This window comes from Propionispira arboris (genome assembly GCF_900109225.1).
Lineage (GTDB): Bacteria > Bacillota > Negativicutes > Selenomonadales > Selenomonadaceae > Propionispira > Propionispira arboris.
Genome location: NZ_FNZK01000023.1, coordinates 32,045 through 53,219, shown reverse-complemented (window position 1 = coordinate 53,219; position 21,175 = coordinate 32,045). Strand labels below are relative to the sequence as shown.

Below are 21,175 nucleotides of genomic sequence, written 5' to 3'. Positions count from 1 at the left end.
TTTTGATTCGAAATACATTAAATGGAAAACAAAAAAGATTTTTACGTGCATTGGGGGTTACTACTGATCCTGTTGTACAAATTGGCAAGGAAGGTCTTACACCATCGATTGTTGAAAGTGCGATTGATGCAGTAAAAGCTAGAGAATTGATTAAAGTGCGCGTTTTGCAGAATTGCCCTGAAGTGGCAAAAGATGTGATTATGATGCTTGCTGAACGAACGGATACGGATCTTGTACAAGTAATTGGTCGTAATGGGCTTTTATATAAGAAAAATTTTGATAGACCAAAAATTGAACTTCCATAAGACTACCTGGCAGGTTATGGTTTAAGAAGATGCCTTTGCGTGGAGTTTGATTAAGTCAGTAAGAGTTGTGAGGGAAACATAATGGAGACGAGATTAGAATTAAGCAAAACGAAGCGAATTGTTGTAAAAATTGGGACAAGTACGCTTACGTATGTAAATGGTAAATTAAATTTTAACCGAATTGAAAAACTTGTGCGTGAATTGTCAGATTTGGTTAATCAAGGTCGAGAAATCATTTTAGTGACCTCCGGGGCTGTTGGAGCTGGTATGGATCGTATGGGGCGTAGAGATCGTCCTAAAACGATCCCGGAAAAGCAAGCTTTGGCTGCAGTCGGTCAGGGGATTTTAATGCATATGTATGAAAAACTTTTTGGCGAATATGGTCAAACTGTAGCTCAAGTACTTTTGACAAAAGAAAATTCTCTGCAGCACAAACAGTATATGAATTCCCGCAATGCCTTATTGACACTTCTCAAGATAGGTGTCATTCCAATTATTAATGAAAATGATGCGATTGCTGTGGATGAACTCAAAATAGGCGATAATGATACTTTGTCAGCGATGGTGGCAACATTAGTCGATGCCGATGTACTTATTATTTTGTCCGATATTGAAGGTCTATACACAGCAAATCCACAAATAGATAAAACGGCACAACTTATTTCTGAAATAAAGGATATAACACCTGAGATTGAACTTATGGCCAGTGGTGTTGGTTCAAAATTTGGTACTGGCGGTATGTTTACCAAACTACAGGCAGCTAAAATTGCTGTAAATTCCGGTGTCACGATGCTGATTGCTTCTGGGTCACGTGAAGGGATTGTTCGTGATATTTTGGCTGGAAAAAAACTAGGAACGGTGTTTCCAGCCAGAGAACTGCATTTGAAAGTAAGGAAAAGCTGGTTGGCTTTTGGCAAACAAATTACCGGAGGGATTACCGTGGATGCTGGTTGTGAGAAGGCAATGCTGCAAGAGGGTTCTAGCCTTTTGGCAGCTGGTATTCTTTCTGTTGAGGGAGATTTTATAGAAGGAAACACGGTACGTGTTTTATCAAAAGACCAGCGAGAAATTGCTCGTGGTATTGTAAACTATAAAGTTGAAGAACTCAGGCAGATTATTGGTAAACAAACAACCGAGTTTTCGGCGATTCTCAAAGGAAAAATCTACGCAGAAGTGATTCATCGTGATAATATGGTATTAATGAGTTAATTGATTGTTTTGGAGGTTTTGTGAAAATGAGCTTAGAAGAAAAAATCATAATCAAAGCCGCTCAGGCAAAACAGGCAGCTTTTGCTTTGGCTGTTTTATCGACTGAAGCAAAAAATCAGGCATTACATGCTATGGCAGCCGCTTTGGAAGCTCGGAGCAGTTTAATTTTACTAGAAAATGCAAAGGATATCGACGTTGCCCGAAAAATGGGGATGAGTCGTTCGATGCTGGATCGTCTAATGCTGAATGAGGAACGAATTTTACAAATGGCAGAGGGACTAAGACAAACAGCAATGCTTCCTGATCCAATAGGGCAGGGAATTGGATCGACACTTCGACCAAATGGTCTTGAAATTCGAAAAGTTCGCGTACCGCTTGGTGTAATCGGTATTATTTATGAAGCTAGACCAAATGTTACGGCAGATGCAGCGGGGCTTTGTTTGAAATCAGGTAATGCTGTTATTTTACGTGGTGGATCAGAGGCAATTTATTCGAATCAAGTTATTGCTTCGGTTATTACCAAAGCTGCCTATGAGGCAGGAGTTCCTGAGGGGTCTATTCAATTTATTGAAACCACCGATAGACAAGCTGTACGAATTTTACTCAATTTGAATCAGTATCTGGATGTAATCATTCCGCGTGGGGGAGCCGGTCTTATTAAGGCTGTTGTCACGAATAGTACGGTTCCGGTGATTGAAACTGGTACAGGCGTTTGTCATACTTTTGTTGATGCTTCAGCAAATTTGGAAATGGCTAAAAATATTTCTATCAATGCAAAAGTATCTCGTCCTTCCGTTTGTAACTCGATGGAAACTCTGCTCGTGCACGAAGCGATAGCTGGCGATTTTTTACCATTGGTTATTGATGCAATGAAAGAAAAAGGTGTTGAAGTGCGTGGCTGTGAAAAAACAAGATCGTATTATGGAGGTCTTGTGCCAGCAACAGAAGAAGATTGGCAGACGGAATATGGGGACTTGATTTTATCTGTTAAAGTAGTTGCTGATCTTGATGAGGCGATTGCACATATTGCAAAATATAATACAAAACATTCCGAAACAATTGTTACGCAAGATTATACGAATGCACGGAAATTCCAACAATATGTTGATGCTGCTGCTGTGTATGTAAATGCATCGACACGCTTTACAGATGGCTTTGAATTTGGGTTTGGTGCAGAAATAGGAATTAGTACACAAAAACTTCATGCTCGCGGTCCAATGGGGTTAACTGAACTTACCAGTGCAAAATATTTAATTTCGGGTGAAGGCCAAGTTCGATGAATTGGTTAAAATATTTTGGGGGCTGTATGAAGACGTTGTATCAATATATACAAACACCAAAAGGAAACCATGACTTTTTTGATTATCTTCAATTTTTTTCCCTTATAGGGCTTATTAGTGTAGTGCTGTTTATGTTTATAAAATGGATTTGTGGAAATTAAATAAGATACAACGATAACGTTGCTTATAGAAATAGGCAAATATTATGACTAGGAGCATTTTTTATGTCACAGCAGAAACACCGCATCGGCATTCTGGGGGGTACATTTGATCCAATTCATGTGGGTCATTTGATGACGGCAGAAGCTGTACGTGATGAATATCATTTGAACAAAGTTATCTTTATACCAGCTGCGAATCCGCCGCACAAACAAGACCAACATGTTACGCCAGCAATTCATCGCTTTATTATGACGTTACTGGCAACTTGCTCAAATCCTCATTTTGAGGTATCGTCTTTGGAGATGAATCGACCAGGTTTATCTTATACAATTGATACAATTTATGAGTTAATTCGTCGATTTGGCAAAGGGACTGAGTTTTATTTTATTACAGGAGCAGATGCCATTCAGGAGATTCCTACCTGGGATCGTATTGAAGAACTTTTGGGGATATGTCAGTTTATCGCTGCTACGCGGCAGGGCTGTTTACCAAATGTTGATAATATAAAAGAATATTTTGGTGGGCTCGGGGAAAAACGAATTCATCGTTTAGCGACCCCGGAACTCGAAATATCCTCTACGGATATTCGGGAGCGTATTAAAAAAGGATATTCGATAAAATATATTGTACCGGAAAATGTTGAACAATATATTCATAAGGAAGGTCTGTATCTGTGAAGCCCTGCGAATGAAAACTTTTTTTTTGTGATGAGGCACAATTGTTGTTGTTCTAAACAGGAAATTGTCAAGATTTAGCGAATTCTAGACGAATAAGAAGGTGTTCTATATGAAAATTGCAGAAATGAAAGAATTTTTATCGAAGCGATTGAAGGAAAAGAGATATAAGCATTCTTTAGGTGTAGCCATGACAGCCGGGCAATTGGCAAAACGTTATGGAGTTTGCGTTGAAAAAGCAGAAATAGCTGGTCTGCTGCACGATTGCGCCAGGGAATTTACCATAAATGAAATGATTGAACAAGCTAATAAACGACAGATTTTTTTTTCGGAAATAGAACGGCATGTACCTATTTTGCTGCATGCGGTACTTGGTGCTGACATGCTGGAAGAATCTTATGGAATAAAAGATCTCGACATAAAGCAAGCGATTCGTTTTCATACTGTCGGTGGTGCGAACATGTCAAAGCTCGATAAAATTATATATTTAGCCGATATGATTGAGCCTGGTCGTGATTTTCCTGAACTTGCTATCTTACGGCGTCGCGCTGAAGAAAATCTTGACCAAGCAATGCTGTTGGCATTTAATCAATCCATGCAGTTTGTTTTGAAGAAAAATAGTATCATTCACCCAGATACAGTGCTTGCACGCAATGAAATCTTATTAAAGGGATAAGGGTTTCATGAAAAATACGCAATATAAAAAGAAAAAGATGAAAAAAATACGAAGAATTCGTTGGGGCAGACTCTTTGTCTTTATCATTGTTTTAATCAGTGTGGTAGTCTCATTAGGTTGGGGTTTATATAGTTTGTTTTTTGTTCTGAAAGGAACCTATGACAATTATTCGTCGTTGTATGCAGATTATCAAACGAGGCAGGAACTTAAGAAAAAAGCACAGGATCCGAAATTTGCAGCCTATACCAATATATTGCTTTTGGGAATTGATAATGATGTGGCCGACGAGGCAAGTGAGCCTGGTCAGCGTTCGGATACAGTGGTTGTAGCGGCAATTTCTCACAAAGATGGAAGCATTCATTTTTTATCGATTCCACGCGATACGGTTGTTTCGATTGATGGACGAAGCCGCGAAGAAAAAATCGATGAAGCTTATTTTTATGGTGGTGCGCAGCTGGCTGTCAAAACGACGGAAAAGTTATTGCAGATTCCGATTCAGGAGTATCTTGCGATTGACACAAAAGCTTTTGCTGAATTAGTTGATGCACTGGGCGGTATTGATTTGTATGTTGAAACCAATATGGATTATGACGATCCGTATGCAGATTTGCAGATACATTTAGCACAAGGCTATCAGCATTTAACGGGTGATGAAGCTCAAAAATATCTGCGTTACCGCAGTGATGAACTTTCGGATATCGGCAGAATGCGACGACAGCAAAAATTCTTAAAAGAATTCTATGCAAAAATAGTTCGTTTTGATACAATATGGAAATTGCCGGAAATTGTGAATATATTGAAATATCGAGTGACCACAAGCATTGAACTTTTAAATATTTCGCAAATGGAAGCAATCATCAAGATGCTTTTTGCAGCAAAGGTTACGACTAATATTTTACCCGGCACGATGACAACGGTTGGCATGATTAACTATTGGCTGCCGGATCAAAGTGGAATTCAGGCACAAATCGATGCGATGTTTAAAAATGAAATAAATGATAAAGATCTAGAGACAAGTAATAAATAGATATATTAGGAGGAAGTTAATAAAATATGTTTAGTTCAACAGAAGAAATGAGTAAAGTAATTGCCCAGGCGGCTAGTGACAAGAAGGCAAGTGATATCGTTACACTTGATATGAAAGAACTTACGGTGAATACGGATTATTTTATAATTTGCAGTGCTAACACATCAACACAGGTAAAGGCAATTGCAGATCACATTGAAGACGTCTTACAAGAGCAGGGAGTGCCGTTTCTGCATAAAGAAGGCCACCGTGAAGGCGGATGGGTTTTGCTTGATTATGGCGATTGTGTGGCCCATATTTTCACCGAAGAAAATCGTCAGTTTTACAATTTAGAAGGTTTGTGGGGCAATGCACCATTTAAACCTTATGAAGATTAGAGGACATTATGGAAGAAGACAAACAAGAAATTCAATTTAAGCCGAGTACGGTAGCGGAGCTCAAAGTAGCTCGGCTGCATGAAATGGGCGCTTTTTTGGATGCACAGACAGGTAGTACATCGGATGATATTTTACTTCATAAAACGCAGCAGACGGGACCTGTAAAAGTCGGTGATGTTCTTAAAGTATTTTTATATCGCGATCCGAAAGGCCGCTTGACAGCCAGTATGCGTGTACCCAAAATGAAGGAAGGTCAAATTGCTCGCTTGAGTGTAATAAATGTGAGCAAGGATGGAGCGTTCCTCGATGTGGGGGCAGAACGTGGTGTTTTTATGCCTTATGCTGGTATGCGTGGAAAACCACAAATTGGTGAAGTTGTATGGGCTAAACTTTATACGGACAAGTCGGGTCGTCTTGCGGTTACCATGGTCGTTGAAGATGAAATGCGGCGAGCATCAAGGCCGGTTGAAAATCTTAAAATCGGTGATATGATCCATGGCGCGGTTTATAATTATACGGATCAAGGTGCTTTTTTATTTACGGATGAGCGCTTTATTGCGTTTGCTGATAATAAGGAATTAGCAACCAGACCACGTGTTGGCGAAGAAGTCGATGCACGTGTGACGTTTATTCGTGAAGATGGACGTATCAATGTATCACTGCGTCCGATAAAAGAACAGGCTATTTCGGTTGATGCGGAAAAGATTATGAAATTATTGACTGCCCGCAGTGGTAAAATGCCATATAGTGATGCTTCTTCAGCTGAAGTAATTCAAGATAAATTCCAAATCAGCAAAGCTGCTTTTAAACGTGCTTTGGGGCATTTATTCCGACAGGGTTTGATTCAACAAAAAGATGGCTGGACTTATTTACTATGAAACTAACAGTTTATGTTTTTTGAAAAAATATAACGAATTTTAAATTTGGAGTAGGTGGGGACTATAGGGTTGAGCAGCGTTAAGGTGCCCTATAGTCCTTTTTTGACAAAGTGACAGCGAGTTTTTACATTGTGGTCTGTACTTATATATTTTTATACATAAATAAAGTTTGTTTTTCATGAAGTTTGCTGTCAAAAACTTTTTATAAAGTCCGCTGCAAAAACTTTTCAATCAATAGAGACAGTTAGGCAGGATTTAGGCGGGCGACAACGAATATTGTGCTAATAGGTATATTTGCTAATGATGTGTATTTTTATATTATAATAACATTGAATTTACTAGAAATGTGGAGGCGATTCTATGGCAGATAGAAATGCGGAAAAAAAAGGAATTCTTTTAGAAACGGGTACCAATGAATTTGAAATTGTGGAGTTTAGTATTGGTGAAGTAAATTATGGTATCAATGTGGCGAAAGTGCGTGAGGTTATTACGCGTGTGCCTGTTACTAAAATGCCGCAAGTACATCCTTTTGTGGATGGCTTGTTTACTCTCCGTGGTCGTGTAATGCCGTTGGTTAATCTACCACGCTGTTTGAATGCTGTAGGAAGTGAAGAACCAAAAAACATCATTGTCACTGAAATTAACAATTATAATATTGGATTTTTAGTGGATAATGTGTCGAGGATTCATCGTATTTCATGGAAAGATATGGAGCCATCACCAGAAGTTGGTGAAGATTCAATGGTCGTTGGTGTTATTAAAATGCCAGATAAGATTGTGTTATTGCTGGATTTTGAAACGATCATTGCAAAAATTAATCCGGAAATCAATGCAAAACTTACAACGTTTAATAATGGAACGACGGTTGTTAAGGAAAGCAGAGAAAATATGCATATCGTGGTGGCGGAAGATTCACCAATGCTTCGCGACCTTCTTGTTTCAACACTGCATGAAGCTGGCTATAAATTTGTTAAAGATTTTAATAATGGTAAGGCCGCTTGGGATTATTTGTCTATTTTAGCAAAAGAACCAGGTCCGATTGAAGATCAGGTGAAAATCATGATATCTGATATTGAAATGCCGCAAATGGATGGCCATCGTTTACTTAAATTGATTCGTGAAGATGAAGTTCTGGCAAATGTACCGGTTATCTTATTTTCTTCTTTAATCAACGAAGAAATGCGTCGTAAAGGGGATAATCTTGGGGCCAATGGACAGATTTCAAAACCGGAAATTGGACAGCTTATTGATTTGTTAGATAAGTTAATTTTTGATAGTAAGAAAGATACAGAAAAAGCATAATCGCATAGCATAAAAAGCAGACCTCTTTTCGGGTCTGCTTTTTTGCGCCTATTTTTAGTTTTGCAGCAAATTCAGATAAATTTCAGTTTTTAAGTATACAATGAAGCATTGTAATAAGAAACTGTAAAAACGGAAGTACTGCATAATGTGGAATAGTGGGGTAGTAATTAGATGCGAGAATATATTGAGTTAGGTCGACAAATTTATCATCATCGGGATACAAGTGATTTTAATTTACAACGTTTACTGGTTTTTATTGTGAGAGCCTGCCTGCACCAAAAACAAGTTCAAGAATTAAAAGTTTTTTTTCTGGAAAATGCGGTTTTACAGAATATTGTGATGGGAAATCCTATCTTTTTTGAACAATTGACACGTCATGTGTTTTATCATCAATCAACCGTTCAGGAACGATTTTTTTTAATTAAAAATCATTTTTCATTTTGTCTGCGACACTTTCAGGCGGCTGCATTGGAAAAAATATACTATGATCAGCGGCTTGTCTTGTGGGAAGCGGACTATAAGCAGGAATTATTAAGCATTGCCCTGAATTTCCAGTATGTTGATCGAAAAGAAGGATTGCTGAGTATTGAGCTTGCTTTAGGGAAACAGCGGATTTATCATATTACATTTGGGTTTAGTCAAGATGAAAAACAGAATGCAGTTTTGTGGATTGGGGCCTTACAGGGCAGCTTTGGAGGGGCAGATTGTATTCGTGATTTAACAAAACATTTTTTCGGGTATCGACCGAAAAATTTAATTTTATATGCATTACGCCTGGTAGCTTTACAAATCGGGGTGAATCGAATCAAAGCAATCTCAAATCTTGGCTTTTTTACGAATACACATGTACGTTTAGACAGAAAATTGAAGACATCCCTCGATGATTTTTGGGAAGAAGCTGGAGGGGTTTTAAGTGCGGACAAACGTTTTTTTGAACTTCCGCTGTTGGAAAAACGTAAAACCATTGATGAAGTTAAATCGCAAAAACGTAATTTATATCGTAAACGATATGTTGTGTTAGATGAGATAGCCCACCAGGTGACGGGAAATCTTACGCATTATTTGCAAGTTTAATCCGTATAAAATAGAAAATACAAGTAATGAATTGTTTGTTTTATTTGGCAATTCATTACTTGTATTTTTCTTTTTCGGAGTTAATCAACAGCATAGGTTCGATGGATTGCATCTTTTACGCTTATCGGTGTAGAATAGAGGAAGAAAATAAAATTAGTATGTTGTTTAGCGGAAATATTTCGCTAAAAAGAGGAGCGGTGTGCAATAGAGCTTAAATTTTATTATGAGCATAAGAAGGGAGTAACTTATGAAGCTGTTAGATATATTAAAGGCAAAAGAGAATTTCTCACCAACCGAGCAGGTCATTATCGACTATGTCATGGAACACTATCAAGAAGTTGCTTCTTTATCAGCACGTGATTTGGCGGAAAAAACCTATACGAGTTCAGCCGCAGTCGTTAGATTGTCACAAAAAATCGGTCTTAAAGGATATGCGGAATTTAAGATTAAGTTTACGAGTGAAGCTATGCGTGTTTCTTCGCCGGCGGGATTTTATGAAAATTCCATTACGAATAAAGATTCTATTCTATCCATTTTAGATAAAGTAGCGCGTATTGAAATTGAAGCAATTCAGGAAACAAAAAATGAGATTAATGTTGGGCAGATTATTAAGACGATCCACTTAATTGATCAGGCAGAGCATATTGATTTTTATGCAATGGACAACAATTTACGAATTGCGAAAATTGCTTGTTATTGCTTTTTGCATGCCGGAAAATTATCAACGGTAAATTCGGCTGTAAATGCCCAGTATGTACAAGCGTTAGCTTCACCGAGGAGCCATGTTGCTTTTATTATAAGCCGCACGGGTGAAAATAATAAATTAATTGAGATCGCTGAAATATTAAAAACGCGTAAGGTAAAAATAATTTTAGTTACAGCCGTCAAGCCATCAAGTTTAACAAAACTTTGCGATGAAACTCTCTGGGTATCATCGGAGCGGGAATTTAATGAATTGGGAACGATGGTTTTTCTTAGTGCTGCGAAGTATATGTTTGATGTTTTATTTAGTGTTTTGTTTGCCAAACATTATGAAAGCACGCTGTCACGTAATGAATTTTTTGAAAAAATATTTAGAGTTTGAATATTCTTATAAATAGAATTTATAGATTATTGTTTAATTTTTGTGAAAATTTGGACGAATGATACAACGAATTGGATAGAACAACTACATATATTGAAACAAATATCCTAAAGCCGTTCAAACGATTGAACGGCTTTTTTTCATGTGGTATATTTTTACTAATCTTATAAGATATAAACACATACGAATAAAAACAGAAAGTAACCTTTGATCAAGGAAAACTTACTGAACAATCTGGAGGGATGTGTATTCGCTGATTATTTCATAAAAAGGTTTGTATATGGCTAAATCATAAAAAACCGTTTAGGCGGTGTAGGAGGAGAAAATCAAATATGAGTAAGCAGGAATTATTTGATAAGTTTTTGGAATATATGGTTCGATTTGCCGAAATTAAGGCAGTCGCGGCTTTGAAAGATGGTTTTATTCTCACGCTTCCGTTAACTTTGGCAGGTTCTGTATTTTTGTTGATTGCCAATTTGCCAATTGGCGGATACAGCGATTTCATGAAAGGACAGTTTGGTGCAGATTGGGCTGCGCCATTGAATCAGGTTGCTGGTTCAACTTTTGGAATTTTAGCAATTTTGTGTGTACTGGGAATATGTTATAAGTATTGTCAAGCAGAAGGCTGCGATGCAATAACTGCATCTTTATTAGCTTTAGGATCGTTCCTGATCGTTACAAAAGGTTCAGTTTTAACAAAAGCTGGCGATGTAGTCAATGATGTTATACCAAAAGGCTGGGTGGGCGGTAATGGTGTTATTACGGCTATTATTGTCAGCTTATTGGTTGCCAAGTTTTTTTGCTACTGTGAGAAAAATCATATTGGAATCAAGATGCCGGCTGGCGTGCCGGATGGCGTAACAAAAGCCTTTGCCGCACTGGTGCCGGGTTTGCTTGTTTTTACAGGATCCGCTTTTGTATTTTTTCTCTGTCAGGCCGTTGCAGGGCTTACTTTTCCAGAAATTGTTTTTCAGGTATTGCAGACACCATTGCAAAATCTCACGGATAATCTGGTAGCTGGTGTTATTATTGCCGGAATCCAGAGCATTCTTTTCTGGGCCGGAATTCATGGACCGAACATAGTTGGTGGTGTAGTAGGACCAATACTTACGGCGAATGCGATTGACAATCAGCACTTATTAGATGCTGGGATGTCGCTTATTGGCAATCCGCAGGCAAAAATCATTACAATCCAAGTATCGGATGTATTTATCAAAAGTGGTGGCTGTGGGATTACATTAGGATTGTTGATTTCAGCCTTTATAGCAGCACGGTCAGCACAGATGAAATCAATTTCAAAACTCGCTTTTATACCAGGACTGTTTAATATCAACGAGCCGATTATCTTTGGCTTGCCAATTGTATTTAATCCCTATTTTATTTTCCCCTTTATCGGTGTTCCAGTTATTGCGATGATCATGACCTATGTGGCAATTGCAGTCGGCTTTATGTCACCGTTTTCAGCAGTGCAGGTTCCGTGGACCACACCAACGGTAATTGCAGGATTTTTATTAGCGGGCTGGCAGGGAGCCGTAGTACAAATTGCGATTGTGGCTATGGCTACCGCAGTGTATTTCCCGTTCATGAAAATACAGGACAATATTTATTATCAAGAAGAATTGGATGCAGATAAAGCTAAGAATAATACGTCTGATTCTGTGGATAATAAGGAAAACTTGCAGCTTAAAACACAATAAGTTAAGTAACTCACTAAAAATAGAAAAGACCTATAGATGATATTTTGTGAAAAAATATGAATAAATTTCTTAAAAGGGGTTAGTGAAATGAATAAAAAATTGAGTACAGTAATCGCCTTGGCTTTATCGGTTGGTATCACAAGTTCAGCATTTGCCGCAACAAACAGTTTTTCGGATGTTCCGAAAGACCATTGGAGTTATGCTGCCATCAATCAATTAACAAAAGACGGTATTATTGAAGGAAATGGTGATGGTACCTTTGCCGGGGACCGATCGATGAGTCGTTATGAAATGGCGGTTGTTGTGGCTAGAGCCGTGGATCATTTACAAACAGCAAATCCAGCAGATCAAGCATTGGTAGAAAAATTAGAAAAAGAATATGCATCTGAAATGAAAAATCTTGATGCTAAATATACAGCCCTTGATAAGAGAGTCGATAATGTTATGCTTAGTGGTTTTGTGCGGGCAAAATATGATAGTGATGATTCTAGCACTGGAAGCACGTTTGGATCAGAAAATAATAATAAACATTTTTACATGGACTTTGAAGGCAAGATGAAAGTTGATGAAAACTGGGATGCGCATTTCCAAAGTGAAACACGCAAAGGCTATACAGCAAATCAGGATTGGCGTCCAACTGCTAAATCGCATAGTAGTGACGACCAAGATGGAACCATTCAAAGAATATGGGCAGAAGGTAAGGTTGGTGCTGTTGGCGTAACTTTGGGGACAAAATGGTGGGGTCTTGGTTATCAGAATGTTCTGTTTGGCCATGCCGCGGATGGCGTGATGCTGGATTATAATGTTACGCCTGATTGGAAAGTAAGCGTTTTTAATTTACGGCCTCGACAAAGTGGACTTACACAATGGATTGGGACAACCGACCAAAATGTACAGGATAACATGAATCTATATGGTATGAATTTTGCGGGAAAATTAGGACACAATTTAGAAACAAATATCGCAATTGGTGCTAATAAAGACAAAGATATTTATGGCGCAGGCAGATGGGGTTCTATTGACTTGCGTACGCAGCTGGTTGATAATTTAAAATTGACAGCAACGTATTCTAGAACAAATGCCGAAAATAATAATTCATCACAGGAATATCGATTGGATTATAAAGGCACCGATCTTAAAAAAGTAGGGTCATTTGGTTCTTATTTCCGCTATTTCAAGCTGGCACCATATGGTGATATATCGCATGATGATGAATGGGGTTCGATGCCTGATAATGTAAAAGGCTGGATTCTTGGTGTAACGTATGTACCGTTTACAAACGTTCAATGGGAAACCTTCTATTCGAAACAGGATCAGGTAGTCGGGACGAAAGATCGTAATTTGTTCCGTACGCAGATCGATTTTCATTTCTAAGCAAAGTAAAACAAAAAAGCAGCCCGGAATAATTATTCCGGGCTGCTTTTTTGTTTTATGTCGTTATAACAAAAAAAGCACACAGTGCTGTGTGCTTACATTACATAATGGTGGCGGCGCAGAGATTCGAACTCCGGACACTGCGGGTATGAACCGCATGCTCTAGCCAACTGAGCTACGCCGCCGACTGAAATTGGTTGCGGGGACAAGACTCGAACTTGTGACCTTCGGGTTATGAGCCCGACGAGCTACCAACTGCTCCACCCCGCGATAAAAACAATATGAAATTTGGTGGGCAGGGATGGATTCGAACCATCGTAAACCGAAGTTGGCAGATTTACAGTCTGCTCCCTTTAACCACTCGGGCACCTACCCATTCTTGTGCAATGGAGCTGGCGAGAAGACTTGAACTCCCAACCTGCTGATTACAAGTCAGCTGCTCTACCAATTGAGCTACACCAGCGCGCTTAAGAACTATATTTATTATAAGCATCACACGTATAAATGTCAATGATTTTTTTATGTTTTTTATTTATCCGGTTGAATTTAAGTTAGAACGTTCCATATATACCTTTTATTAACTGGATTTTGTGTTTGTCCTAATTTTTTTCTTTGGCTTATTTTTATCAATCGCAGCAAGTGCGGGTGAAGTTTTTTTTTCTTGCCAGCCAACATAGATAAATAATATAAAGCCAACTAGAAAAACCAGCAGGCTTGTCATCTGAGCGGATTTAAACAGTCCGAAAACAAGATTGTTATAATCACCGCGCAGATATTCCAGGAAAAAACGCGCGATAGAATAGAGCATGGTATATAAAATAAAAGCTTGCCCTTTAGCATGCTTGCTGGAACGGAAAATTAAGAGCAAAGCAAAAATTACGATATCAAGCTGCCCTTCCCATACTTCCGCTGGCCATAAAGGCTGGTTTCCATAGGTTTGATAGGCAAGGGTGGTTACCGGGTAGATGATACCAAATGCAGTGCCGGTTGGTGCACCAAAAGCGTCACCATTTAATAGATTTGCAATGCGGCCCAGGGCTTGTCCTAAAATAATAGCTGGTGCCATAATATCGGCCATAGCCCAGGTATCGATTTTATGGCGCTTTGTATAGATGATTCCGACAATTGAACCTAAAAGAACACCACCTTGAATTGCCATGCCGCCTTGCCAGACATTGAAAATTTCCGTTAGATGATTTTGGTAGTAGCTCCAGTCAAAGAAAAAAACATCCCAAAGCCTTGCACCCAGGATGCCGCCCAGACCACAATATATGCCGAGATCGGCAATGTGATTGTGCCAGCGCCCATCTTGTTTTGCGAGAAAATAAGCAACCCCCGTTGCCAAAATAATACTGAGGCTTAAAACAAGTCCATAGGCGCGAATTGGAAAATCACCAATGAAAAATAAATATTGATGCATAAAGAAAAAAACCTCCTTTTAAAACTTCGTGTTGGTTACGTAAATATAGTAAGTAGTTTATATGTATAATCGATACTATCGTGTAGAAAAGTTTCATTTTATTATTATAAGAGATATAGTGAAAATAAGCAATTTTACAGTCCTTTCTTTCGGTAAAGTTTATTGCGATTTTGTTTGATATTTTTAAGTCCATGTGATACGATAATAGACAGTACATCAAATATCATAATAATGTTGATAGAGACAGTAGGCTTTGAACTAAAATTCAAGCGAGCCGGCGATAGTGTGAGGTCGGTATGAGTCGTTTAAAGCGGAACATCACTCTGGAATTGCAGGCTGAAAGAAATTACAAGTAGGCTGTGCCGGGACCCACCGTTATATGGGTTGCATATGATTGTATGTGAAATAGGTGGTATAATGACAGCTCGGCTTTCATCCTGTTTTGGGGTGGGAGTTTTTTTAGTTTACCGAAAGCTTTCATCCTGTATATACAGGATGAAAGCTTTATTTTTAGGGAGGGAATGCCTTGTATAAGAAAGTAGAAACAAATCTTAACTTTGTTGATCGTGAAAAAAACATTGAACATTTCTGGAAAGAAAAAGATATCTTTAAAAAAAGTATTGAACAGCGTGAAGGTTCACCAGCATTCACGTTTTATGATGGACCGCCTACAGCGAACGGAAAACCGCATATTGGTCATGTTTTGACACGGGTTATCAAAGATATGATTCCTCGTTTTCAGACTATGAAAGGTCACAAAATTCGTCGTAAAGCTGGCTGGGATACACATGGCCTGCCGGTAGAACTAGAAGTTGAAAAACAGCTGGGACTCGATGGAAAAGAACAGATTGAAAAATATGGTATTGAACCATTTGTGAAAAAATGCAAAGAAAGTGTTTGGCAATATAAAGGTATGTGGGAGGATTTTTCCAGCACCGTTGGCTTTTGGGCGGATATGGATGACCCTTATGTAACCTATGATAATACGTTTATTGAATCCGAATGGTGGGCACTTAAACAGATTTGGGAAAAGGGTCTTTTGTATAAAGGGTATAAAATCGTACCATATTGTCCACGCTGTGGTACACCGCTCTCTTCGCATGAAGTTGCTCAGGGCTATAAAGATGTGAAAGAAAAATCAGCGATTGCCAAATTTAAAGTAAAAGGTGAAGATGCCTATATTTTAGCCTGGACGACTACACCTTGGACATTGCCGTCAAATGTGGCACTTTGTGTGAATCCGGATATTACGTATGTAAAAGTAAAAAACAATGAAACAATTTATTATATGGCAGAAGCTTTATTAGAATCGGTTCTTGATGGTGAATATCAGGTACTCGAAACGTTTAAGGGTAAAGATCTTGAATATAAAGAGTATGAACCATTGTTTGCGTTTGCCAATGTTACGAAAAAAGCTTTTTTTGTAACCTGCGATACGTATGTTACAACAAGTGATGGGACAGGGGTGGTTCATACGGCGCCAGCTTTTGGGGAAGATGATTCAAGAGTCGGGCGCAAGTATGATCTTCCGTTTGTTCAATTTGTCGATGGCAAGGGTGAAATGACCAAAGAAACGGATTGGGAAGGTATTTTTTGTAAAAAAGCCGATCCGTTGATTTTGCAGGCATTGGAAGAGAAAGGACTTTTATTTAAAGTCTTAGATTTCGAACATAGCTATCCACATTGTTGGAGATGTGATACACCACTCATTTATTATGCAAGAGAATCCTGGTTCATCAAGATGACAGATGTTAAGGAAGATTTGATTCGCAATAATAATACGGTTAACTGGATACCAGAAAGTATTGGTAAAGGCCGTTTTGGTGATTGGCTCGAAAACCTGCAGGATTGGGGAATCAGTCGGAATCGGTATTGGGGTACCCCACTTAATGTTTGGGAGTGTGAATGTGGAAAGCAGCATTCGATCGGTTCGATTGAAGAACTGAAATCCATGTCCGATAATTGTCCAGCAGATATCGAATTGCATCGCCCGTTTATTGATGATGTAACCATTAAGTGTCCAACATGCGGCAAACAAATGAAACGTGTTCCGGAAGTTATTGACTGTTGGTTCGATTCTGGTTCCATGCCGTTTGCCCAGTGGCATTACCCGTTTGAAAATCAAGATATCTTTAAAGAAAATTTCCCAGCGGATTTCATTTCGGAAGCCGTTGATCAGACTCGTGGCTGGTTTTATTCACTGCTGGCTATTTCGACGTTATTATTTAATACAGCGCCTTATAAAAACGTTATTGTTTTAGGGCATGTACAAGATGCCAATGGTCAAAAAATGAGTAAATCAAAGGGCAATGCTGTAGATCCGTTTGATGCACTCCAAGAACATGGAGCAGATGCTATTCGTTGGTATTTCTATGAAAATAGTGCTCCGTGGCTGCCAAATCGTTTTCATAAAGCAGCTGTAACGGAAGGTCAGCGTAAATTTATGGGCACCCTGTGGAATACCTATGCATTTTTTGTTTTATATGCCAATATTGATGATTTTGATGCAAGTAAATATATACTTGATTATGATAAATTATCGGTTATGGACAAATGGCTTTTATCGCGTCTCAATACATTGGTTAAAACAGTAGATGATAATTTATCAAATTATAAAGTAACGGAAACAGCAAAAGTTCTGCAAGGTTTTGTTGATGAAATGAGTAATTGGTATGTAAGAAGAAGTCGTGAACGTTTCTGGGCTAGAGAACTTACGCAAGATAAAATCAATGCCTATATGACTCTTTATACAGCACTTGTTACGGTAGCCAAAGCGGCTGCGCCAATGGTTCCGTTTATGACCGAAGATATGTACCAAAATCTTGTTTGTGGCATTGATGCTGCCGCACCGGAAAGCATCCATCTTTGTGATTTCCCAACTGTCAACGAACAATGGATTGATAAAGAGCTGGAAACAAATATGGAACTTGTACTTGAAATTGTGGTACTGGGTCGTTCAGCAAGAAATACGGCAAATATCAAAAATCGTCAGCCGATTGGCAATATGTACGTAAAAGCTGCGGCTGAATTAAATGACTTTTATAAAAAAATAGTGGAAGAAGAACTGAATGTTAAAGCGGTTACGTTTAAAGACGATATGGAAGAATATTTAACATATAGTTTTAAACCGCAATTTAAAGTTCTGGGACCAAAAGTTGGTAAACAAATCGGCGAAATTAAAGCAGCTCTTGTTACCGTCAATGGTCATGAAGCCAAAGAAGAACTCGATAAAACGGGTGAATTAAAGCTTACTCTCAAAACGGGTGAAGTGATTTTACTGGCGGAAGATATGGAAGTTTCGATGGCACAGACCGAAGGATATGTATCGGATCGCTATAATGGTGTAATTGTGGCACTGGAAACGACATTGAGTCAGGAACTTCTTGAAGAAGGTTTTGTTCGTGAAGTAATTAGCAAATTGCAGACGATGCGTAAAGATAATAAATTTGAAGTAATGGACCGTATCGACGTTTATGTAAATGGCAATGAAAAAATTGCGAAACTCATGACGGCGAATATGGCGACAATCAAAGATATTGTTCTGGGTAATGAAATCCATGTAGGCAGCCTGGCCGGGTTTACGAAAGAATGGAATATTAATGGCGAAAAAGTCGAATTAGGAATTCAATAAGTTAAATTTAAAAACAAGATCTTCGTTTCGGCGGAGATCTTGTTTTCATTAGGAAAATGCAGTAGAATCTTGACTTTCAATTACTCTATACGCTATAATGTTAGTCAGTAATAGCTAGAAAAAGATGTGTAACTTTGTATATTTATAAAGCTGAGGAAACAGAATAGTAAATTAGGACTATGTGTCAGAGAGTTGGCGGCAGCTGCAAGCCAATACATAGGCTGATTGAACTCACTGCGGAGGTGCAGCCATGCTGCCGTTGATTGCGTTAAAATCAAGAGAGGACGGCAAGACCGTCAATCAGGGTGGTACCGCGATAAATTCGTCCCTGGCTTTATAAGCCAAGGGACGTTTATTTTTTTATGCAGTAAGCACATGTTTGAATTTTAAGGAGGAAAAAACATGGAAGAACGTTATGTCCCGCAAGGAATTGAAAAGAAATGGCAGAAAAAATGGGCTGATGATTATGCCTATAAAACAGAACTTGACCGTAGTAAACCGGAGTATTATGTATTAGAAATGTTCCCGTATCCATCGGGCAATTTACATATGGGACATGTACGCAATTATTCGATTGGTGATGTAATTGCGCGTTATAAGGCAATGCAGGGATATAATGTACTTCACCCAATGGGCTTTGATGCATTTGGGATGCCCGCGGAAAATGCAGCAATCAAACACGGCGTGCAGCCGGCGGACTGGACGTATTCAAATATTGAAAACATGAAACGCCAGCAGCGTGAAATGGGCCTTTCCTATGACTGGGATCGTGAAGTAGAGACTTGCCGTCCTGAGTACTATCGCTGGACACAATGGTTTTTTGAATTGTTTTATGAAAAAGGGCTGGCGTATAAGAAAAAAGCATCAGTTAACTGGTGTAATGAATGTAATACAGTGTTGGCGAATGAACAGGTTATCGACGGTCATTGCTGGCGTTGTGACTCTGAAGTAATTAAAAAAGATTTAGCACAATGGTTTTTTAAAATTACGGATTACGCGGATGTGCTTTTGGAAGATCTTAAAGAGCTGAAAGGCTGGCCGGAACGTGTTAAAACGATGCAGGAAAATTGGATTGGACGCAGTGAAGGTGCTGAATTTAGTTTTGATGTACCAGATTTTTCTGAGAAAATTCCTGTATATACGACGTGTCCACATACCGTTTTTGGTGTGACCTATGTAGTTTTGGCAGTAGAACATCCTTTAGTGGAAAAACTAATTAAAGGCCGGGAAAATGAAGCTGAAATTCGCAGCTTTATGGAACGGGTTCGTAAGCTGACAGAATTGGAACGTACATCGAGTGAATCGGCCAAAGAAGGTATGTTCACGGGTGCTTATGCTGTAAATCCGTTTAATGGCGAACGGGTGCCAATCTGGATCACGAATTATGTTCTTTATGAATATGGTACAGGTGCCGTTATGGGCGTACCTACACATGATGAACGTGATTGGATGTTTGCCGATACGTATAATCTCCCGAAAAAACTGGTTGTCAATAATCCAGAAGGAACCTTAACGCTAGAATCCATGGATCATGCTTATGTTGATGCTGGTGTTTTGGTGAATTCAGGAGAATTTACTGGAATGGATAGCGAAAAAGCAAAATCAGCTATTATTGAATGGATTGAAGCACAACAAGTGGGCCAAAAACGTGTTAATTATCGTTTGCGCGATTGGTTAATCTCACGGCAGCGTTATTGGGGTGCACCGATTCCGGTTATTTATTGTCCGAAATGTGGCGAAGTTTTAGTGCCAAAAGAGGATTTACCAGTTAAATTACCAGAGAATGTGAACTTTGCGGCAGGTTCCGTTTCACCACTTGCGCAGGCGGAAGATTTCGTGAATTGCACTTGCCCAAAATGTGGCGGTAAAGCACGGCGTGAAACCGATACAATGGATACGTTTATGTGTTCATCCTGGTATTACATGCGTTATACAGATCCTAAAAATGATAAAGCACCATTTGGCGATGAACAAGTAAATTATTGGATGCCAGTTGATCAATATATTGGTGGAATCGAACATGCTATCTTGCATCTTTTATATTCGCGTTTTTTCACAAAAGTTTTGAAAGATGCCGGGCTGGTTAATTTTAATGAACCATTTAAAAATCTTCTGACACAGGGGATGGTCATTAAAGATGGTTCGAAAATGAGCAAATCGAAAGGCAATGTCGTATCACCAGAAGAAATCATCAGTAAATATGGTGCCGATACGGCGCGTCTCTTTATTTTATTTGCGGCACCGCCAGAACGTGATCTGGAATGGAATGATCAAGGCGTTGAAGGTGCATATCGTTTCTTAAAAAGAGTATGGCGTATTATTAGTGAATTTGAAGATGTTATGAAACAAAATGTCTCAGATTACGATACAGCGGCTCTCGCGAAAGACGAAAAAGAACTGCGCCGCGTTTTGCATGTTACGATTAAAAAGGTGACAGAAGATATTGGGGATCGGTTTAACTTTAATACAGCAATCAGCTCCATTATGGAACTCGTTAATGCCTTTTATAATATCAAAGATAAAAAGGACCTAAATGCTGGTCTTATTTATGAAGTGATTGTTGATCTGCTTAAATTATTAGCTCCGTTCGCGCCGCATATGACGGAAGAACTTTGGAGCCTTATCATCGCCGATGGCAGTGTACATAAAGCCAAATGGCCTGTTTATGATGAAAAAGCAACCATCCTTGATGAAATCGAAATTGTTTTGCAAGTCAATGGCAAAGTACGTGATAAACTTGTTGTAGCGGCTGATTTAAGTCGTGAAGACTTGGAAAAAGCTGCGCTAGCAAAGCCGCATGTACAAGATTATATTGCCGGGAAAACGATTGTGAAAGTGATTTGTGTTCCGAAAAAACTGGTGAATATTGTTGTGAAATAAAGAATAATCAAATACCGATTGATGGCAGTTTTGCCATCAATCGGTATTTTTGTCGCTCCGGATATTTTTGCGAGGTCTTTAGAAAAAATCCTTTTTATATAGGATTTTAAAATTTCATGACGAAG

At 38.8% G+C, this 21,175-nt stretch carries 16 protein-coding genes, 4 tRNA genes and 1 other annotated feature; of the genes, 15 read left to right on the top strand and 5 right to left on the bottom strand.

Annotation, left to right across the window (positions count from 1 at the left end):
- Positions 1 to 2: 2 nt before the first annotated feature.
- The 13 genes from yhbY (at position 3) to BMY14_RS18075 (ending at position 13,119) form a co-directional block, all read left to right on the top strand.
- Positions 3 to 305 carry a ribosome assembly RNA-binding protein YhbY gene (gene yhbY / locus BMY14_RS18135; protein ID WP_019553298.1) on the top strand — a complete coding sequence of 101 codons (303 nt, stop codon included), beginning with the start codon at positions 3 to 5 and terminating at the stop codon, positions 303 to 305.
- Between the two features lie 81 nt (positions 306 to 386).
- The gene (gene proB / locus BMY14_RS18130; protein ID WP_091835023.1) at positions 387 to 1,514 is read left to right on the top strand and encodes a glutamate 5-kinase; all 1,128 of its coding nucleotides are present in this window, start codon (positions 387 to 389) and stop codon (positions 1,512 to 1,514) included.
- A 26-nt stretch (positions 1,515 to 1,540) separates the two neighbouring features.
- The gene (locus BMY14_RS18125; protein WP_091835020.1) at positions 1,541 to 2,794 is read left to right on the top strand and encodes a glutamate-5-semialdehyde dehydrogenase; all 1,254 of its coding nucleotides are present in this window, start codon (positions 1,541 to 1,543) and stop codon (positions 2,792 to 2,794) included.
- A gap of 224 nt (positions 2,795 to 3,018) precedes the next feature.
- On the top strand, positions 3,019 to 3,633 hold the full coding sequence (gene nadD, locus BMY14_RS18120; protein ID WP_019553294.1) for a nicotinate-nucleotide adenylyltransferase: 615 nt from the start codon (positions 3,019 to 3,021) through the stop codon (positions 3,631 to 3,633).
- 109 nt (positions 3,634 to 3,742) lie between these two features.
- Complete coding sequence (gene yqeK, locus BMY14_RS18115) at positions 3,743 to 4,306, top strand: bis(5'-nucleosyl)-tetraphosphatase (symmetrical) YqeK (protein ID WP_091835017.1); 564 nt, start codon at positions 3,743 to 3,745, stop codon at positions 4,304 to 4,306.
- Between the two features lie 7 nt (positions 4,307 to 4,313).
- Positions 4,314 to 5,333 carry an LCP family protein gene (locus BMY14_RS18110; RefSeq protein ID WP_091835014.1) on the top strand — a complete coding sequence of 340 codons (1,020 nt, stop codon included), beginning with the start codon at positions 4,314 to 4,316 and terminating at the stop codon, positions 5,331 to 5,333.
- Positions 5,334 to 5,359: 26 nt separating this feature from the next.
- Positions 5,360 to 5,710, top strand: a complete 351-nt coding sequence (rsfS, locus tag BMY14_RS18105; RefSeq protein ID WP_019553291.1) for a ribosome silencing factor — start codon at positions 5,360 to 5,362, stop codon at positions 5,708 to 5,710.
- 8 nt (positions 5,711 to 5,718) lie between these two features.
- A complete protein-coding gene (locus tag BMY14_RS18100; RefSeq protein ID WP_091835011.1) occupies positions 5,719 to 6,588 on the top strand; it encodes a CvfB family protein in 870 nt (289 codons plus the stop codon).
- A gap of 360 nt (positions 6,589 to 6,948) precedes the next feature.
- Positions 6,949 to 7,890, top strand: a complete 942-nt coding sequence (locus BMY14_RS18095) for a chemotaxis protein (protein ID WP_019553289.1) — start codon at positions 6,949 to 6,951, stop codon at positions 7,888 to 7,890.
- Between the two features lie 171 nt (positions 7,891 to 8,061).
- Positions 8,062 to 8,964, top strand: coding sequence for a VirK/YbjX family protein (locus BMY14_RS18090; protein WP_091835008.1), 903 nt, complete (start codon positions 8,062 to 8,064; stop codon positions 8,962 to 8,964).
- A 247-nt stretch (positions 8,965 to 9,211) separates the two neighbouring features.
- Positions 9,212 to 10,048, top strand: coding sequence for a MurR/RpiR family transcriptional regulator (locus BMY14_RS18085; RefSeq protein WP_091835006.1), 837 nt, complete (start codon positions 9,212 to 9,214; stop codon positions 10,046 to 10,048).
- A 332-nt stretch (positions 10,049 to 10,380) separates the two neighbouring features.
- Entirely contained in the window at positions 10,381 to 11,745 is a 1,365-nt protein-coding gene (locus tag BMY14_RS18080) for a PTS sugar transporter subunit IIC (RefSeq protein ID WP_091835003.1), read from the top strand.
- Between the two features lie 87 nt (positions 11,746 to 11,832).
- Positions 11,833 to 13,119: an S-layer homology domain-containing protein gene (locus BMY14_RS18075; protein WP_091835000.1), complete on the top strand. Its 1,287-nt coding sequence runs from the start codon at positions 11,833 to 11,835 to the stop codon at positions 13,117 to 13,119.
- A 108-nt stretch (positions 13,120 to 13,227) separates the two neighbouring features.
- Here the strand turns inward: BMY14_RS18075 and BMY14_RS18070 are convergent.
- The 5 genes from BMY14_RS18070 to lgt all read right to left on the bottom strand — a co-directional run bounded on the left by BMY14_RS18070 (position 13,228) and on the right by lgt (position 14,539).
- Positions 13,228 to 13,304, bottom strand: a tRNA-Met gene (locus tag BMY14_RS18070).
- Positions 13,305 to 13,313: 9 nt separating this feature from the next.
- Positions 13,314 to 13,389 (bottom strand) — tRNA-Met (locus BMY14_RS18065).
- 19 nt (positions 13,390 to 13,408) lie between these two features.
- A tRNA-Tyr gene (locus BMY14_RS18060) sits at positions 13,409 to 13,494 on the bottom strand.
- A gap of 12 nt (positions 13,495 to 13,506) precedes the next feature.
- A tRNA-Thr gene (locus BMY14_RS18055) sits at positions 13,507 to 13,582 on the bottom strand.
- Between the two features lie 114 nt (positions 13,583 to 13,696).
- A complete protein-coding gene (lgt, locus tag BMY14_RS18050) occupies positions 13,697 to 14,539 on the bottom strand; it encodes a prolipoprotein diacylglyceryl transferase (RefSeq protein ID WP_091834997.1) in 843 nt (280 codons plus the stop codon).
- A gap of 526 nt (positions 14,540 to 15,065) precedes the next feature.
- On the opposite strand from lgt, the gene ileS reads away from it, so the two are divergent.
- Entirely contained in the window at positions 15,066 to 18,170 is a 3,105-nt protein-coding gene (gene ileS, locus BMY14_RS18045) for an isoleucine--tRNA ligase (RefSeq protein ID WP_091834994.1), read from the top strand.
- A gap of 144 nt (positions 18,171 to 18,314) precedes the next feature.
- Positions 18,315 to 18,503, top strand: a binding site (T-box leader).
- Between the two features lie 69 nt (positions 18,504 to 18,572).
- Positions 18,573 to 21,050 carry a leucine--tRNA ligase gene (gene leuS, locus BMY14_RS18040; RefSeq protein ID WP_091834991.1) on the top strand — a complete coding sequence of 826 codons (2,478 nt, stop codon included), beginning with the start codon at positions 18,573 to 18,575 and terminating at the stop codon, positions 21,048 to 21,050.
- Positions 21,051 to 21,175: the final 125 nt, after the last annotated feature.

Coding starts and splice junctions, on each gene's coding strand:
- rsfS (WP_019553291.1), top strand. CDS start 5,360: ATGTTTAGTTCAACAGAAGAAATGAGTAAAGTAATTGCCCAGGCGGCT.
- yqeK (WP_091835017.1), top strand. CDS start 3,743: ATGAAAATTGCAGAAATGAAAGAATTTTTATCGAAGCGATTGAAGGAA.
- BMY14_RS18095 (WP_019553289.1), top strand. CDS start 6,949: ATGGCAGATAGAAATGCGGAAAAAAAAGGAATTCTTTTAGAAACGGGT.
- proB (WP_091835023.1), top strand. CDS start 387: ATGGAGACGAGATTAGAATTAAGCAAAACGAAGCGAATTGTTGTAAAA.
- BMY14_RS18080 (WP_091835003.1), top strand. CDS start 10,381: ATGAGTAAGCAGGAATTATTTGATAAGTTTTTGGAATATATGGTTCGA.
- BMY14_RS18110 (WP_091835014.1), top strand. CDS start 4,314: ATGAAAAATACGCAATATAAAAAGAAAAAGATGAAAAAAATACGAAGA.
- BMY14_RS18085 (WP_091835006.1), top strand. CDS start 9,212: ATGAAGCTGTTAGATATATTAAAGGCAAAAGAGAATTTCTCACCAACC.
- BMY14_RS18125 (WP_091835020.1), top strand. CDS start 1,541: ATGAGCTTAGAAGAAAAAATCATAATCAAAGCCGCTCAGGCAAAACAG.
- lgt (WP_091834997.1), bottom strand. CDS start 14,539: ATGCATCAATATTTATTTTTCATTGGTGATTTTCCAATTCGCGCCTAT.
- leuS (WP_091834991.1), top strand. CDS start 18,573: ATGGAAGAACGTTATGTCCCGCAAGGAATTGAAAAGAAATGGCAGAAA.
- BMY14_RS18100 (WP_091835011.1), top strand. CDS start 5,719: ATGGAAGAAGACAAACAAGAAATTCAATTTAAGCCGAGTACGGTAGCG.
- BMY14_RS18075 (WP_091835000.1), top strand. CDS start 11,833: ATGAATAAAAAATTGAGTACAGTAATCGCCTTGGCTTTATCGGTTGGT.
- BMY14_RS18090 (WP_091835008.1), top strand. CDS start 8,062: ATGCGAGAATATATTGAGTTAGGTCGACAAATTTATCATCATCGGGAT.
- nadD (WP_019553294.1), top strand. CDS start 3,019: ATGTCACAGCAGAAACACCGCATCGGCATTCTGGGGGGTACATTTGAT.